Genomic DNA, 16170 nt, shown 5'->3' with positions numbered 1-16170 from the left:
GACGGCGTGCCCGCCGTCCGCTCCCGTCCGGCGAATCCCCCATCGACTCGGTGCATCCGCGACATGTTCAGACCGTTACCGTTCTTCATAGGCCTGCGCTACACCCGCGCCAAACGCCGCAACCACTACATCTCGTTCATCTCGCTGACCTCGATGATCGGCCTGGCGCTGGGCGTGCTGGCGATGATCATCGTGCTCTCGGTGATGAACGGCTTCCAGAAGGAAATGCGCACGCGGATCCTCGGCATGGTGCCGCATGCCACCATCAGCGCGACGCAGCCGCTGGACGACTGGCAGACCGTCGCCAACGCGGCGCTGCGGCACCGCGAGGTGGTCGGCGCGGCGCCGTTCGCCGAACTGCAGGGCATGCTGTCGTACAAGGGCAACATGCTGCCGGTGCTGGTCAACGGCATCGACCCGCAGGAGGAGCGCAAGGTTTCCATCATCGGCGAGCACATCGTCCAGGGCAGCCTGGACGACCTCAAGCCTGGCGAGTTCGGCATCGTCCTCGGCGAGATCACCGCGCGGCGCTTCCATGTCAATGTCGGCGACAAGCTGACCCTGATCGTCCCGGAAGCCACCAGTGCGCCGGGTGGCATCACTCCGCGCATGCAGCGCTTCACCATCGTCGCCCTGTTCAAGGTCGGCGCCGAACTGGACAACTCGCTGGCGCTGATCGACATCGCCGATGCCGGACAGTTGCTGCGCCTGCAACCGGGCCAGGTGCCGAGCGTGCGCCTGGAACTGAAGGATCTCTACCAGTCGCCGCAGGTCGCCGCCAAGGTGGTCAAGGAGTTGGGGCAGGGCTTCAGGTCCAGCGACTGGACCAGGACCCAGGGCAGCCTGTTCAACGCGATGAAGATGGAAAAGACCATGATCGGCCTGCTCCTGCTGCTGATCATCGCGGTCGCCGCCTTCAACATCATCGCCACCCTGATCATGGTGGTCGCCGACAAGCGCACCGACATCGCGATTCTTCGTACCCTCGGCGCCACGCCGCGGCAGATCATGGCGATCTTCATGGTCCAGGGCACCGTCATCGGCGTGATCGGGACGGTCATCGGCGGGGTGCTCGGGGTGTTCGCGGCGTTGAACATCACCGGGATGATCGACCGCATCGAACGGTTGGTCGGACACAAGGTCTTCAGCTCGGATGTGTACTTCATCAACTACCTGCCTTCCGACCTGCAGGTGCTGGACGTGGTGCTGATCTGCAGCGCTGCATTGCTGATGAGCTTCCTCGCCACCCTGTACCCATCCTGGCGCGCGGCGCGGACACAACCGGCCGAGTCGCTGCGCTACGAGTGAGCGAGAAGGCCTGCGCCAGTCCCTGCACGGGGCGGACAAGGCCCACGAAAAAGCCGCCTTCGAGGCGGCTTTTTCATGTCAGGCGGATCACTTCGCGGCGACCCGTTCGCGACGTTGCCGGCAGCGTCGGCTCCAACTGCGCTGCACCCACCAGCGCCAGTAGAGCATCGTCAGCGCGTAGCCGAGGATGGCGGCGATGATGCCGCACACCACCGAACCGAGCAGGAAGGGCTGCCAGAGGCTGGACAGCTCCTGGCTGATCCATTCCCAGGTGAGATGGTCCGGCAGGGTGCGCGGCGGCACCTGCATCAACCAGGCGCCCAGCTTGTAGGTGCAATAGAAGACCGGGGGCATCGTGATCGGATTGGTCAGCCAGACCAATCCGACGGAGATTGGCAGATTGCTCCGAATCCACACCGCCAGACCGGCCGCCAGCAGCATCTGCATCGGCATCGGGATGAAGGCGGCGAACAGCCCGGCGGCCATGGCGCGCGATACCGAGTGGCGATTGAGATGCCAAAGGTTGGGATCGTGCGTCAACTTGCCGAGAAAGCGCAGCGACTTCTGCGAGCGGATGCTTTCCGGATCGGGCATGTAGCGCTTGAACAGGCGACGCGGCATGTGGGCTCTCGGTGGATATAGGCTTGCGTATTATGCCAAGCAAGATGACAGGATTTCGTTGCCCATTGTATGACCCCATGTGACATGTCGGGGAGCGGAGGGCACGCCACGGGGATGGGAGGAACCGTTCATGCGCCTGGGATTGCCAGCCCTCGCCGCGGGGCTGCTGGCCCTGCGCTTCCTGGCGGAATTGCCGTCGGTCGGCTGGCTGCTGGGCATGGCCGCCGCCGGACTGTTGCTGCTGTTCGGCCGGCTGTACTGGCTGGGGTTGTTCCTGCTCGGGTTCGCCTGGGCCTGCGGCTCGGCGCAAGTCGCCCTGGACGGACGCCTGGCCGCCGAGCTGGATGGTCGCACCCTTTGGCTGGAGGGGCGTGTGGTCGATCTGCCGGCGAGCGGCGAGGGCGACACGCGCTTCCGGCTGGAGGAGGTCAGCGCTGCGCGGGGCGTGCTTCTTCCCGAGCGTCTGCGCCTGAGCTGGCGCGGCGCGCCGCCGCTGATGGGCGGCGAACGCTGGCGCCTGGCGGTGACCCTGAAACGCCCCCGCGGCCTGGTGAACGCGGCGGGGTTCGACTACGAGGCCTGGTTGTTGGCGCAGCGGGTCGGTGCCGTGGGCACGGTGAAGGCGGGCCAACGCCTGCAGCCGGCCAGCGGCCTGGATGCCTGGCGCGACGCCTGGCGCCAACGCCTGCTGGCGGTCGACGCACAGGGGCGCGGCGCCGCCCTGGCGGCGCTGGTGCTGGGGGATGGCTCGGGATTGAGCGCGGCCGAGTGGCGCATGTTCCAGGACACCGGCACCGTGCATCTGATGGTCATCTCCGGTTCGCATATCTCGTTGCTGGCAGGGATGCTCTATGGCCTGGTGGCGGCCTTGCATCGCCTGGGCTGCTGGCCGCGGCGCCTGCCCTGGCTGCCCTGTGCCTGCGCCCTGGGTTTGCTTGGTGCCTGGAGCTACGGGTTGATGGCGGGTTTCGAGGTCCCGGTGCGGCGTGCTTGCCTGATGGTCAGCCTGGCGCTGGTCTGGCGCCTGCGTTTCCGCCACCTGGGCTTGCTGACCCCGCTGCTGGGAACGCTGGTGCTGGTCTTGCTGGTCGAGCCGCTGGCCAGCCTGCAGGCGGGGTTCTGGCTGTCGTTCCTGGCGGTTGCCCTGCTGCTCTGGCTGTTCGCCGGGCGCCTTGGGCGCTGGCGCTGGTGGGCGGCCTGGGGGCGGGCGCAGTGGGGGATGGCGCTGGGGCTGGCGATGCCGCTGCTGGCGCTGGGCCTGCCGTTGAGCCTGAGCGGAGCGCCGGCCAACCTGCTGGCGGTGCCTTGGATCGAACTGCTGGTAGTGCCCCCGGCCCTGGCGGGGAGCCTGCTGCTATGGGTGCCCGGGCTGGGCGAGGGGCTGCTTCGCGCCGCTGGCGTTTCGCTGGACCTGCTGTTTCGTGCACTTGGCCTGCTGGCGGGCCTGGCCGAGGCCTGGCAGCCACCCGCCGCAGCGGCCTGGAGCGTAGCGCTGGGCATGCTCGGCGCGCTCTGCTGGCTGGCGCCGGCTGGCTTGCCGTTGCGTGCCCTCGGTGCCGCGTTGCTACTGCCGGCGTTGTTGCCGTCATCGCCGCCTGTCGAATGGGGGCGGGCGGAAGTGCGGGTGCTGGACGTCGGCCAGGGGCTGGCCGTGCTGGTGCGTACCCGGGAGCATGCCTTGCTCTATGACAGCGGTGCGCGGCAGGGGGCGTTCGACATGGGCGAGCGGGTGGTGGTGCCGGTGCTGCGCAGCCTGGACCTGCGGCGCCTGGACGGCCTGTTGCTGAGCCATGCCGACAACGACCATGCAGGCGGTGCTCCTACTGTCGCTTCCCGATTCCCGCCGGGTTGGCTGGTCAGCGGCGAACCCGCGCGCCTGCCTTCGCCGTTGTTCGCGGACAGCTGCGACGAGCGGAGCTGGTCCTGGGATGGCGTGGTTTTCGAACAGTGGGCATGGGCGCAGGCCGGCGACAGCAACGACCGCTCCTGTGTGCTGAGGGTCGAGGCCGATGGCGAAGTCCTGCTGCTGACCGGGGACATCTCGCGTGCGGCCGAGCATGCCTGGCTGGCGCGACAGGCCGATCCCCGGGTCGACTGGTTGCTGGCGCCGCATCATGGCAGCCGCAGTTCCTCCGGAGTCGCCTTCGTGTTGCGTACGCGACCTCGCCATGTGCTGGTCTCGCGAGGTTGGCGCAACGCCTTCGGCCATCCCCATGGCGAAGTGATGGAGCGTTACGCGAGGGTCGCCGCGCAGGTCCACGACACGGCACGCGACGGTGCCCTGACGTTTCTCCTCGGAAGCCGTGGCGGCGCACGCCGGGAGCGTGATTCGGCGCACTTCTGGCGGGAAAAATGAGAACCGTGGCGGTCGGCGGAAAAGGGTCGCTGTGCTAGAGTGGCGCCACTTTTTTTTCGGGGATATGCCACTGTGTGGGAACTGGTTCAAGCCGGCGGCTGGATGATGCTGCCGATCATTCTGAGTTCGATCGCCGCCACCGCCATCGTCGCGGAGCGCCTGTGGACGCTGCGCAAGAGCCGCGTCGCGCCGCCCGAGCTGCTCGGCCAGGTGTGGAAGCAGATCAAGGGCAAGCAACTGAGCGCCCAGAAGCTCAAGGACCTGCGCGCCAACTCGCCGCTGGGAGAGATCCTCGCCGCCGGTCTGGCCAACTCCAAGCACGGTCGCGAGATCATGAAGGAGTGCATCGAGGAGGCTGCTTCCGGTGTCATCCACGAGCTGGAGCGCTACCTCAACGCCCTCGGCACCATCGCCGCGATGGCGCCGCTGCTGGGCCTGCTGGGTACGGTGTTCGGCATGATCCAGATCTTCGGCGCCTTCATGGACAACGGCATGGCCAACTCGCCGATGCTTGCCGCGGGCATCTCCAAGGCATTGATCACCACCGCCGCCGGCCTGCTGGTGGCGATTCCGGCGGTGTTCTTCCATCGCTACCTGCTGCGGCGGGTCGACGAACTGGTGATCGCCATGGAGCAGGAGGCCATCAAGCTGGTGGAAGTGGTGCAGGGCGATCGTGAAGTCGACTACGTCGAGGAAGGCAAAGCGTGAAATTCCGCCGCAGACGGGCGGGTGCCGCCCGTGAAGACGTCTTCATCAACCTGGCGTCGCTGATCGACGTGATCTTCGTCCTGCTGCTGTTCTTCGTGGTCAGTACCACCTTCACCCGCCCCGAGCAGCTCAACATCGAGCTGCCATCGGCGGAGAGCGGCGAAACCGCCGGCACCGAGCAGAAGCAACTGGAACTCTCGGTGGATGCCGAGGGGCACTACGCCTTGAACGGGCAGGCGCTAGCCAAGAGCGACCTGGCCACCCTGATGGCGGCGATGCAGCGTGAATCGGCGGGCGACAACAACCTGCCGGTGGTGATCAGCGCCGATGCCAAGTCCACCCACCAGTCGGTGGTCACGGCGATGGACGCAGCGGGCAAGCTGGGCTTCGTCCACCTGCGCATCACCACGGTCGAGAACACGGCGGCCAAGCCCTGATGTCGTTCTCCGAGCGACTGCTCGCCGCCTGGTACCAGGGGCATCCGGCGCTGGCGCTGCTGCGTCCGTTGGAGGCTCTCTATCGTCGGGTGGCGAACGGCCGCCGGGCGGACTTCCTGTCCGGGCGCAAGCCCGCCTATCGGGCGCCGCTGCCGGTGCTGGTGGTAGGCAACATCACCGTCGGCGGAACCGGCAAGACGCCGATGATCCTCTGGATGATCGAGCACTGCAGGGCTCGCGGCTTGCGGGTTGGCGTGATCAGCCGCGGCTATGGTGCCCGGCCGCCCACCACGCCGTGGCGGGTGCGGGCCGAGCAGGACGCCGCGGAGGCCGGCGACGAACCGCTGATGATCGTCCGGCGCAGCGGCGTGCCGCTGATGATCGACCCGGATCGTCCGCGCGCCCTGCAGGCGCTGCTCGCCGAAGAGCAGTTGGACCTGGTCCTCTGCGACGATGGCTTGCAGCACTATCGCCTGGCGCGCGATCTGGAGCTGGTGCTGATCGATGCCGCGCGCGGTCTCGGCAATGGTCGTTGCCTGCCGGCCGGTCCGTTGCGCGAACCGGCGGAGCGTCTGCAAAGCGTCGACGCGCTGCTTTACAACGGCGCCGACGAGGATCCTGACGGCGGTTACGCATTCCGCTTGCAGCCTACTGCGCTGATCAACCTGCAGAGCGGCGAGCGCCGACCGCTGGAGCATTTTCCCGCGGGCCAGGAGGTCCATGCCCTGGCCGGGATCGGCAATCCGCAGCGTTTCTTCAGGACGCTCGAGGCGCTACACTGGCGGGCGATTCCGCATGCCTTCCCGGATCACGCGACCTACACGGCGGCCGAACTGGCGTTCAGCCCGCCGCTGCCGCTGCTGATGACCGAGAAGGATGCCGTTAAATGCCGGGCTTTCGCAGCGGCCGACTGGTGGTACCTGGCGGTCGATGCGGTGCCTTCCCCAGCATTCGTCGCCTGGTTCGACGCCCGACTCGAGCATCTCCTGGCGCGCTGACCGGCGGCCGTGCCGCCATTGTATGAAGGACTCCGCCATGGACCCGAAACTCCTCGATATCCTTGCCTGCCCGTTGACCAAGGGCCCGCTGGTGCTCAGCGAAGACAAGACCGAACTGATCAGCAAGCAGGCCGGCCTGGCCTATCCGATCCGCGACGGCATCCCGGTGATGCTGGAGAGCGAGGCTCGCTCCCTGAACGTGGACGAGCGGCTGGACAAGTAATGACCCAGGCGTTCACTGTCGTCATTCCCGCCCGCTACGCCTCTACTCGTCTGCCCGGCAAGCCATTGCAGGATATCGCCGGCCAGCCAATGATCCAGCGCGTCTGGAACCAGGCCCGCAAGAGCGCCGCCAGCCGCGTGGTCGTCGCCACCGACGACGAACGCATCCTGGCGGCGTGCCAGGGGTTCGGCGCCGAGGCGCTGCTGACACGTGCCGAGCACAACTCCGGCACCGATCGCCTGGAGGAAGTCGCTTCCCGGCTCGGCCTGGCCAGCGATGCCATCGTGGTCAACGTCCAGGGCGACGAGCCGCTGATCCCCCCGGCGCTCATCGACCAGGTGGCGGCCAACCTGGCGGCGCACCCGGAGGCCGCCATCGCTACCCTGGCCGAGCCGATCCATGAGGTCTCCGCGCTGTTCAATCCGAACGTGGTCAAGGTCGCCACCGACATCGACGGCCTGGCCCTGACTTTCAGTCGTGCGCCCTTGCCCTGGGCTCGCGACGCCTTCGCCCGCGATCGCGACAGCCTGCCGGAGGGCGTGCCCTATCGTCGCCACATCGGCATCTACGCCTATCGCGTGGGTTTCCTTGCCGATTTCGTCGCCTGGGGACCGTGCTGGCTGGAGAACGCCGAAAGCCTCGAGCAATTGCGCGCGCTCTGGCACGGGGTGCGAATCCATGTGGCCGATGCCCGCGAAACCATGCTTCCGGGCGTGGATACGCCGGAAGACCTCGAACGCGTTCGCCGCGTGCTGGGGGACTGATGCGCGTCCTGTTCGTCTGCCTGGGCAACATCTGCCGGTCGCCCACCGCCGAAGGCGTGTTCCGGCGCAAGGTCGAGGAGGCCGGGCTGGCCTCCCGTATCCATGTCGATTCCGCCGGCACCGCCGGCTGGCATGTCGGCAAGGCACCTGACCAGCGCACCCGCCTGGCCGCGCAAAGGCGCGGCTACGATCTGTCGGCACTGCGTGGACGCCAGGTCGGCATCGAGGATTTCTCCTGCCATGACCTGATCCTGGCCATGGACCTGTCCAACCTGGCCGACCTCGAGACCCTGCGTGCCGGGCGCGGTGCCGCCGAGCTGGATCTGTTCCTGCGTCGCTACGGATCCGAGCGGGACGAAGTACCCGATCCCTACTATGGCGGCGAAGAAGGCTTCGAGCAGGTCCTCGACCTGATCGAACATGCCTGCGACCGTCTGTTGATCGAAGCCAAGGGGCGACTGTGAGCCTGGAACTGCAAGAGCATTGCTCGCTGAAGCCCTATAACACCTTCGGCATCGACGTGCGCGCCCGCCTGCTGGCCCACGCCCGGGACGAGGCTGATGTGCGCGAAGCCCTGGCCCTGGCTCGGGAGCGTGGATTGCCGCTGCTGGTGATCGGTGGTGGCAGCAACCTGCTGCTGACCCGTGACGTCGAGGCGCTGGTATTGCGCATGGCCAGCCAGGGGCGGCGAATAGTTTCCGATGCCGCGGATTCGGTGTTGGTCGAGGCGGAGGCGGGCGAGGCCTGGGACCCATTCGTGCAATGGAGCCTGGAACGGGGCCTGGCCGGTCTGGAAAATCTCAGCCTGATTCCCGGCACCGTGGGTGCGGCGCCGATGCAGAACATCGGCGCCTACGGCGTGGAGCTGAAGGACGTCTTCGACAGCCTGACGGCGCTGGATCGCCAGGATGGAACCCTGCGTGAGTTCGACCGCCAGGCCTGCCGTTTCGGCTACCGCGACAGCCTGTTCAAGCAGGAGCCGGATCGCTGGCTGATCCTCCGCGTGCGCCTGCGCCTGACACGGCGGGAGAGGCTGCACCTGGACTACGGGCCGGTACGCCAGCGCCTGGAGGAGGAGGGCATCGCCAGTCCGACGGCCAGGGACGTAAGCCGGGTAATCTGCGCCATTCGCCGGGAAAAGCTGCCCGACCCCGCCGTATTGGGCAATGCCGGCAGCTTCTTCAAGAACCCGCTGGTGGATGCGGCGCAGGCCGAACGCTTGCGTCAGGCCTTCCCGGATCTGGTCGGCTATCCGCAGGCGGACGGTCGGCTGAAGCTGGCTGCAGGCTGGCTCATCGACAAGGGTGGCTGGAAGGGTTTCCGCGATGGCCCGGTGGGGGTACACGCGCAGCAGGCGCTGGTCCTGGTCAACCATGGCGGTGCCACCGGTGCCCAAGTCCAGGCATTGGCGGAGCGTATCCAGGAGGACGTCCGTCGGCGTTTCGGCGTCGAATTGGAGCCTGAACCCAATCTCTACTGAGGGTGCGGCTGGAGAATGAAAAAGGGATGCCGGCGGCATCCCTTTTTCATTGTGCGTGTTCGGCGGCTCTGGTCATGACGGGCGGTATGCCGGAGTGCCGCGGAATGGCGCGCAAAAAAAGGGGATGCCATGGCATCCCCTTTTTTCAGCCTGTCACTCAGGCATGCGGGCGCGAGGTTTCGCTTTCCTCGGTCTTTTTCGCGTGCTCTGTGTCGGCGGCGTCTTCGCCGGAAGCTTCAGGCTCGGCCTGTACCGCTTCCTGGGCTTCGTCCGCCTGAGACGGAACGTCGGCCTGGGCGATTTCTTCAGCCTGGGGTGCAGCAGGTTCCTCCTGGGCCGACGCTTCCTCGCTCGCTACAGCCGGGATCTCCTCGACGGCGGGAGCGGCCTGAGCTGCCGCTTCGGCTGCTGCTGCGGCTTCGCGTGCCAGACGCTCGGCTTCGCGTTGCAGGCGACGTTTTTCCCGTGGGTCGTTGAGGGCACGGCCGGTCGCGTTGGCCGGCACCGCCGCGATGGCCGGGGTCGGCTCCTCGGTGGCTGCGGGCTCGCTAGGGGCTGCTACCTCGACGGGCGCCGGGGCGGCAACTTCTTCGGCCGCTTCCGTTGCCGGTTGCACGGCGCTCTCGGCGTCTTCGCGGCTTTCCACGCTTTCGCTGGCGAAGGGAGCTTCTTCAGTGACTTGCGCGACCAGCAGGGTGCTCTGGTCGGCTTCGTCCCGGACCACGCTGACGGTCACCGGCGCTTCGATGTCGGCGGTTTCGCCGGCATTGGCCTCGCTGTCCGCGCCCTGGGTTTCCACGGCTTCGCTGGTCGGTGCGTCGGTTTCATCGCTTGCCGTGGTTTCGCTGGCAGCCTCGCTGGTAGTGGCCGGGGCTTGCTCCACGTTTGCTTCTACGGCTTCGCTGGCGACAGCGATACCGGCAGCAGCGGCGGCTGCGACGGTGTTCAGCGGCGCGGCGGCGTTATCGGTCGCCTCGCTGCCTTCCAGCTCGCCGCTGACCTCGCGCTGGCGTTCGCGGCGGTTGCTGCGACGACGCTGGCCGCGGGAGCGGCGGCGCGGGCGCTCGCCATCGGTATCGTCCTGCTCGTCCTGCTCCAGGCTCTCGTCGTTCGGCAGCGCCTCGGCTTCCAGGGCCGCGGCGTCGCGAGCCTGGCGATCCTCGCGCGGCTGGCGCTCTTCGCGGGCCGGGCGCTCGGCGCGTTCTTCACGGCCTTCGCGGGGTTGGCGCTCTTCGCGAGCCGGGCGTTCGGCGCGCTCTTCGCGGCGGCGTTCGCTGCGTTCCTCGCGACCTTCGCGGCCTTCGCGCGGCTGGCGTTCTTCGCGGGGCGTCCGCTCGGCGCGCTCTTCACGGCCTTCGCGCGGCTGGCGCTCCTCGCGAGCCGGGCGCTCGGCGCGCTCTTCGCGGCGGCGTTCGCTGCGCTCTTCGCGGTTCGGGCGTTCGGCGCGCTCTTCGCGCGGTTGGCGCTCTGCGCGTTCCTCGCGGGGTTTGCGCTCTTCGTCGCGGCGATTGCCATCGCGGCCATCGCGGCGGCGGTTCTGCTGGCGGCCGTTGCGACGCTCGTCCTGGCGGGTTTGGCGCTCGGCAGCCGGCTTGCTGGTTTCAGCAGGCTTGGCGGCAGGTTGATCCTTGCCTGCGAACAGGCCGACCAGGGACTTCACCAGGCCCTGGAACAGGCTCGGCTCGGGCATCGGCTTGGCCGGCTCGACCGGTGCTTCGGTGTGTTGCGGTGCGGGCTGCTGGGGAGCGACGGTCTTGACTGCTGCTTCCTGGCGGACCAGGGTGCGGGTCGAGCTGACCGGCTGGGCTTCTTCGTGCTCGACGGTGGCCATTTCGTAGCTAGTCTGGCCGGCAACCAGTTCGGGGCTGTCATCGCGCAGACGCTGGACTTCGAAATGCGGGGTTTCCAGATGATCGTCCGGCAGGATGAAGATGCGCGCGCGGGTACGCAGTTCGATCTTGGTGATGGCGTTGCGCTTCTCGTTGAGCAGGAAGGCGGCGACCTGGAAGGGCACGCGGGCGCGGACTTCCGCGGTGCGGTCCTTCAGGGCTTCTTCCTCGATCAGGCGCAGGATGGCCAGCGACAGCGACTCGACATCGCGGATGATGCCCTGGCCGTTGCAGCGCGGGCAGACGATGCCGCTGGTCTCGCCGAGGGACGGACGCAGGCGCTGGCGGGACATTTCCAGCAGGCCGAAGCGCGAGATGCGACCGACCTGGACGCGCGCGCGGTCGGCCTCGAGGGCTTCGCGGACACGCTCTTCCACGGCGCGCTGGTTCTTCGCCGGGGTCATGTCGATGAAGTCGATGACGATCAGGCCGCCGATGTCACGCAGGCGCAGCTGGCGGGCGATTTCCTCGGCCGCTTCCAGGTTGGTCTGCAGGGCGGTTTCCTCGATGTCGCCGCCCTTGGTGGCGCGCGCCGAGTTGATGTCGATGGAAACCAGGGCCTCGGTCGGGTCGATGACGATGGAGCCGCCGGACGGCAGCTTCACTTCACGCTGGAAGGCGGTCTCGATCTGGCTCTCGATCTGGAAGCGATTGAACAGCGGAACGCTGTCCTGGTACAGCTTCACCTTGCTGGCGTACTGCGGCATCACCTGGCGGATGAAGTTCAGGGCTTCTTCCTGGGCGTCGATGCTGTCGATCAGCACTTCGCCGATGTCCTGGCGCAGGTAGTCGCGGATGGCGCGGATGATGACGTTGCTTTCCTGGTAGATCAGGAAGGGCGCGCCACGTTCGCCGGACGCTTCCTTGATCGCGCTCCACAGTTGCAGCAGGTAGTCGAGGTCCCACTGCAGTTCCTCGGTGCTGCGGCCGAGGCCGGCGGTGCGCACGATCAGGCCCATGTCGGCCGGTGCGTTGAGGCCGTTCAGGGCCTCGCGCAGCTCGTTGCGTTCTTCGCCTTCGATACGGCGGGAGATGCCGCCGGCGCGCGGGTTGTTCGGCATCAACACCAGGTAACGGCCGGCCAGGCTGATGAAGGTGGTCAGGGCGGCGCCCTTGTTGCCGCGCTCTTCCTTCTCGACCTGGACGATGACTTCCTGGCCTTCGCTCAGGACTTCCTTGATGTTGATCCGGCCTTCGGGGGATTTCTTGAAGTATTCGCGGGAGATTTCTTTGAGGGGGAGGAAGCCGTGGCGTTCGGCGCCGAAGTCGACGAAGGCGGCTTCGAGGCTGGGTTCGACGCGAGTGATGCGGCCTTTGTAGATGTTGGCCTTCTTCTGCTCGCGGGCGCCCGACTCGATGTCGAGGTCGAACAGGCGTTGGCCGTCGACCAGTGCAACACGCAACTCCTCGGGTTGAGTCGCGTTGATCAGCATTCTTTTCATGTAGTACCAATGGTTTCCGGGGCTACCGGAAACGGCGATCGGCACACACGACTCTCACGGTCGGTGCTCGGGCGCGTATTCAGGAATGGCGGGCCATTCCCGTGTCCAGCGGCGCTCGGCACTGGGTGCCGGTCCGCGACTACGTCTCCTGCTTCCTGTGTTTCAGAAGCACTTGAGTCAGGAGGAGGAATCGGCTGTCGGAGGCGGACGAAAAATGCGTCTGGATCAAGCTAGAAGCTACGCAGTCCAACAGCCGTACATCTCCACCCTACACATGTTCCTTAAGAATCGGGCGCCGCTCGCAGTATCCGGAGCGGGTTGGCATCTCGCGCTCACCGAAGTGGTCGCGGCTCATGTTTCAAGGCTTTGGTTTCGAGTCGTTAGCGGGTTGGAAATTTTCGTATTTCCGCTGAAACGCCTCTGTAGGACGGCCTGACGTCCGTTCAAAGTGTTTGCAGGCGAGGGGGAAATGCAGGTTGGCAATCATCCGCAGGCCAGGCCGCTTATGGCGGCTTCCCGACTATAGCAGCAATGATTAAGTGCTTCAATTGAATGAAAAATTGTTATGATGTACGGATGACTACTCCCGCCTCTCCGACCACCGGTGTCCAGCTGCTCGATGTGCCGCCGGAACTGGCTGGTCAACGTATCGACAATTTCCTTATCGCCCGTCTCAAGGGTGCGCCCAAGACCCTGATCTATCGCATCCTGCGTAAGGGCGAAGTGCGCGTGAACAAGGGGCGGATCAAGCCCGACTATCGGCTCCAGGCCGGAGACCAGGTGCGCGTGCCGCCGCTGCGCCTGGCCGAGCGTGATGAGCCGGCGCCGCTGGCGCAGGGGCTGCTGGAGCGGATGGAGGCGGCGATCGTCTACGAGGACAAGGCGCTGATCGTGGTCAACAAGCCCGCCGGGATCGCCGTGCATGGCGGCAGCGGCGTGAGCGCCGGGGTCATCGAGGTGTTTCGCCAGTTGCGCCCCGATGCCAAGGATATCGAATTGGTGCATCGTCTCGATCGCGATACCTCCGGCCTGCTGATGATCGCCAAGAAGCGCAGCATGTTGCGTCACCTGCATGAGGCCCTGCGGGGCGAGAAGATCGTCGACAAGCGCTATCACGCCCTGGTCCGTGGCCACTGGCCGGCTGGCAAGAAGAACGTGCGCGCGCCGCTGCTGAAGAACAACCTGCGTTCGGGCGAGCGAATGGTAGAGGTGAACGTCGAGGGCAAGGACGCGCTGACCGAGTTCCGGGTGCTGCGTCGCTTCGGCGATTTCGCCACCCTGGTGGAAGCGCGCCCGATCACCGGGCGGACCCACCAGATCCGCGTGCATGCCAAGCACGCCGGGCATGCCATCGCCGGCGACCCGAAGTATGGCGACGAGGATTTCTCCCGCGAGATCCGCGAGCTGGGCGGCAAGCGCCTGTTCCTGCATGCCGCGCAGTTGCGCGTGCCGCTGCCCGACGGGCAGGTGCTGGAGCTGGAGGCGCCGGTGGACGAGATGTGGCAGCGTTCGCTGGAGCGTTTGAATGACTGACTACGCGTTGCTGGTATTCGATTGGGACGGCACCCTGGTCGACTCGATCGCGCGCATCGTCGATTCGATGAAGGCAGCGGCGCGGGAAACCGCTCTGCCGGAGCGGGACGATACCCGGATCAAGGGCATCATCGGCCTCGGCTTGCCCGAGGCGATCGCTTCGCTCTATCCGGAGGTTGGCGATCCTGCTCTGGTCGAGCGTTTCCGGCGTGCCTACAGCGAGCATTACCTGGCGCAGGAGGTGCAGCCGTCGCGGTTGTTCCCCGGCGTGGCCGAAGCCATGGTGCATTTTCGCGAGGCAGGGTTCCGCCTGGCGGTCGCCACCGGCAAGAGTCGGCGCGGCCTGGACCGGGTGCTGGCGGGGCATGGCTGGAGCGATTTCTTCGATATCACCCGCTGCGCCGACGAAACGGCCAGCAAGCCGGACCCGTTGATGCTCCACGAGATCCTGGCGCACTGCCGGGTCGAGCCGGGGCGGGCGCTGATGATCGGTGATTCGCCGTTCGACCTGGAAATGGCGCGACGGGCGGGGATGGATTCGGTTGCGGTGGCCTATGGCGCCCAATCGCTGGAGCAGTTGCGGCCTTATGCGCCGCGGCTGGAAGTTGAGCATTTCACCGAGTTGCGCGCCTGGTTGGGCGGTGCTCGACGTGAGGCGGTTTCAGGAGTGGTTGAGCATGTCTGACGAGTGGAAGTCGGAAACGCCGAAGGCGAATGACGACAAGAGCTGGAAGCTGCTGGAGAAGGCGGTTCTCGCCGGGGTCCAGGAGCAGCGGCGGGCGCGGCGCTGGGGGATATTCTTCAAGTCGCTGACCTTCATCTATCTCTTTGTCGTGCTGCTGGCCTTCAGTCCGTTCGGCAGCCTGGAGAAATCGGCCTCGCGCAGCGGTAGCCACACGGCACTGATCGAGGTGAAGGGCATGATCGCCGACGATGAGCCGGCCAGCGCCGACAATATCGTCACGGCCCTGCGCGCGGCGTTCAAGGATGAGGGGACCAAGGGGATCGTCCTGCGGATCAACAGTCCGGGCGGCAGTCCGGTGCAGTCGGGCTATATCTATGACGAGATTCGTCGCCTGCGCGGCGAGCACCCGAACGTCAAGGTCTATGCGGTGATCAGCGACCTGGGTGCCTCCGGCGCCTACTACATCGCCAGCGCCGCCGACCAGATCTACGCTGACAAGGCCAGTCTGGTCGGTTCCATCGGCGTGACGGCGGCCAGCTTCGGTTTCGTCGGCACCATGGAGAAGCTCGGTGTCGAGCGACGCGTCTATACCTCCGGCGAGCACAAGTCGTTCCTCGATCCTTTCCAGCCGCAAAAGCCCGAGGAGACTCAGTTCTGGCAGCAGGTGCTGGATACTACCCACAAGCAGTTCATCGACAGCGTGAAAAAAGGGCGCGGCGACCGGCTCAAGGTCGAGGGGCATCCGGAGCTGTTCTCGGGTCTGGTCTGGTCCGGCGAACAGGCATTGCAGCTCGGTTTGATCGACGGTCTGGGCAATGCCAGCTATGTGGCGCGCGAAGTGGTGAAGGAGAAGAAGATCGAGGATTACACCGTGCAGGAGTCGCCTTTCGATCGCTTCGCCAAGAAGTTCGGTGCCAGTGTGGCGGAGCGCCTCGCGCTGTGGATGGGCTGGCAGGGCCCGGTATTGCGCTGAGAGCGTTTCCCTTCCTTATATAAAGAAGCCCGGCCGAAGCCGGGCTTCTTTATATGGGAATGCCGGATATGGGAATGCCGGATATGGGAATGCCGGCTCAGGGGATTTCGACGCCTTCCTCGAGGAGCATGTCGACCAGGCGGATCAGGGGCAGCCCTACCAGGCTGGTGGCGTCCTCTCCTTCGGTGGCGCGGAACAGGCTGACGCCTAGGCCTTCCGCCTTGAAGCTGCCGGCGCAGTCCAATGGGCGTTCCGCTTCGATGTAGCGGCGGATGCGGCTCTCGTCGAGGTGGCGGAAGTGCACGGTGAACGGCACGCATGCCACCTGGATGCGCCGGCTGGCGCTGTTGAGGAGGGCCAGTCCGGTGAGGAAGGTCACGCTCTTGCCGCTGGCGTCCCGTAGCTGCTGGATGGCGCGTTCGGGGGTGTGCGGCTTGCCGAGGATGTCGCCGTCGAGTACGGCGACCTGGTCGGAGCCGATCACCAGGTGTTGCGGATAGCGTCCGGCCAGCGCTTCGGCCTTGCTGGCGGAAAGGCGGCGCACCAGTTCCTCGGCACTTTCCCCGGGGCGATGGCTTTCGTCGATATCGGGGCTGGCGCTTTCGAAGGGAAGGCGCAGGCGGGTCAGGAGTTCGCGTCGGTAGGGGGAGCTGGAGGCGAGGATCAGGTCGGGCATGAGGTTCTCCATGGCGAGCGGCCGATTTTAACGAAAAGACTCGTCCTTACAGCGGTTTATGGCTAATTTCCTTTGAC

General features: G+C 66.3%; 15 protein-coding genes. 12 read left to right on the top strand and 3 right to left on the bottom strand.

Annotation, left to right across the window (positions count from 1 at the left end; translation table 11 throughout):
- Window positions 1-63 precede the first annotated feature (63 nt).
- The gene (locus HMPREF2924_RS13100; protein ID WP_003105198.1) at window positions 64-1308 is read left to right on the top strand and encodes a lipoprotein-releasing ABC transporter permease subunit; all 1245 of its coding nucleotides are present in this window, start codon (window positions 64-66) and stop codon (window positions 1306-1308) included.
- A gap of 87 nt (window positions 1309-1395) precedes the next feature.
- On the opposite strand, the gene HMPREF2924_RS13095 is transcribed toward HMPREF2924_RS13100, so the two are convergent.
- A complete protein-coding gene (locus HMPREF2924_RS13095; protein ID WP_003091165.1) occupies window positions 1396-1929 on the bottom strand; it encodes a DUF2062 domain-containing protein in 534 nt (177 codons plus the stop codon).
- Between the two features lie 130 nt (window positions 1930-2059).
- Between HMPREF2924_RS13095 and HMPREF2924_RS13090 the strand changes: the two genes are divergently transcribed.
- The 8 genes from HMPREF2924_RS13090 (at window position 2060) to murB (ending at window position 8895) form a co-directional block, all read left to right on the top strand.
- Window positions 2060-4285, top strand: coding sequence for a DNA internalization-related competence protein ComEC/Rec2 (locus HMPREF2924_RS13090; RefSeq protein ID WP_003130690.1), 2226 nt, complete (start codon window positions 2060-2062; stop codon window positions 4283-4285).
- A gap of 72 nt (window positions 4286-4357) precedes the next feature.
- Window positions 4358-4993, top strand: coding sequence for a MotA/TolQ/ExbB proton channel family protein (locus HMPREF2924_RS13085; protein WP_003091163.1), 636 nt, complete (start codon window positions 4358-4360; stop codon window positions 4991-4993).
- Window positions 4990-5430, top strand: a complete 441-nt coding sequence (locus HMPREF2924_RS13080; protein ID WP_003091161.1) for an ExbD/TolR family protein — start codon at window positions 4990-4992, stop codon at window positions 5428-5430. The genes HMPREF2924_RS13085 and HMPREF2924_RS13080 overlap by 4 nt, the downstream gene beginning before the upstream one ends.
- A complete protein-coding gene (lpxK, locus tag HMPREF2924_RS13075; RefSeq protein WP_003130692.1) occupies window positions 5430-6428 on the top strand; it encodes a tetraacyldisaccharide 4'-kinase in 999 nt (332 codons plus the stop codon). Before HMPREF2924_RS13080 ends, lpxK begins: the two co-directional genes overlap by 1 nt.
- Before the next feature lie 37 nt (window positions 6429-6465).
- Entirely contained in the window at window positions 6466-6651 is a 186-nt protein-coding gene (locus HMPREF2924_RS13070) for a Trm112 family protein (protein ID WP_003091157.1), read from the top strand.
- A complete protein-coding gene (gene kdsB / locus HMPREF2924_RS13065) occupies window positions 6651-7415 on the top strand; it encodes a 3-deoxy-manno-octulosonate cytidylyltransferase (RefSeq protein ID WP_003130694.1) in 765 nt (254 codons plus the stop codon). Before HMPREF2924_RS13070 ends, kdsB begins: the two co-directional genes overlap by 1 nt.
- On the top strand, window positions 7415-7879 hold the full coding sequence (locus tag HMPREF2924_RS13060) for a low molecular weight protein-tyrosine-phosphatase (protein ID WP_003091154.1): 465 nt from the start codon (window positions 7415-7417) through the stop codon (window positions 7877-7879). Before kdsB ends, HMPREF2924_RS13060 begins: the two co-directional genes overlap by 1 nt.
- Entirely contained in the window at window positions 7876-8895 is a 1020-nt protein-coding gene (gene murB / locus HMPREF2924_RS13055; RefSeq protein ID WP_003124431.1) for a UDP-N-acetylmuramate dehydrogenase, read from the top strand. The genes HMPREF2924_RS13060 and murB overlap by 4 nt, the downstream gene beginning before the upstream one ends.
- 157 nt (window positions 8896-9052) lie before the next feature.
- Here murB and rne read toward each other — a convergent pair whose 3' ends face one another.
- Complete coding sequence (gene rne, locus HMPREF2924_RS13050) at window positions 9053-12226, bottom strand: ribonuclease E (RefSeq protein WP_003130697.1); 3174 nt, start codon at window positions 12224-12226, stop codon at window positions 9053-9055.
- A gap of 576 nt (window positions 12227-12802) precedes the next feature.
- Here rne and rluC point away from each other — a divergent pair.
- From rluC to sppA, 3 genes are read left to right on the top strand one after another with little or no spacing between them, the layout of a single operon-like run.
- Window positions 12803-13759 (top strand): 23S rRNA pseudouridine(955/2504/2580) synthase RluC, encoded by a 957-nt coding sequence (gene rluC, locus HMPREF2924_RS13045; RefSeq protein ID WP_003104143.1) that lies wholly within the window; start codon window positions 12803-12805, stop codon window positions 13757-13759.
- Complete coding sequence (locus HMPREF2924_RS13040) at window positions 13752-14444, top strand: HAD-IA family hydrolase (protein ID WP_003130699.1); 693 nt, start codon at window positions 13752-13754, stop codon at window positions 14442-14444. The genes rluC and HMPREF2924_RS13040 overlap by 8 nt, the downstream gene beginning before the upstream one ends.
- Window positions 14437-15417 (top strand): signal peptide peptidase SppA, encoded by a 981-nt coding sequence (gene sppA / locus HMPREF2924_RS13035; protein ID WP_003091146.1) that lies wholly within the window; start codon window positions 14437-14439, stop codon window positions 15415-15417. Before HMPREF2924_RS13040 ends, sppA begins: the two co-directional genes overlap by 8 nt.
- A gap of 97 nt (window positions 15418-15514) precedes the next feature.
- On the opposite strand, the gene HMPREF2924_RS13030 is transcribed toward sppA, so the two are convergent.
- Window positions 15515-16093, bottom strand: coding sequence for a Maf family protein (locus HMPREF2924_RS13030; protein WP_003130701.1), 579 nt, complete (start codon window positions 16091-16093; stop codon window positions 15515-15517).
- Window positions 16094-16170 lie beyond the last annotated feature (77 nt).

The sequence above is a fragment of the Pseudomonas sp. HMSC063H08 genome (assembly GCF_001813645.1).
GTDB classification, from domain to species: domain Bacteria; phylum Pseudomonadota; class Gammaproteobacteria; order Pseudomonadales; family Pseudomonadaceae; genus Pseudomonas; species Pseudomonas aeruginosa.
This window is presented reverse-complemented; position numbering and strand designations above follow the sequence as displayed.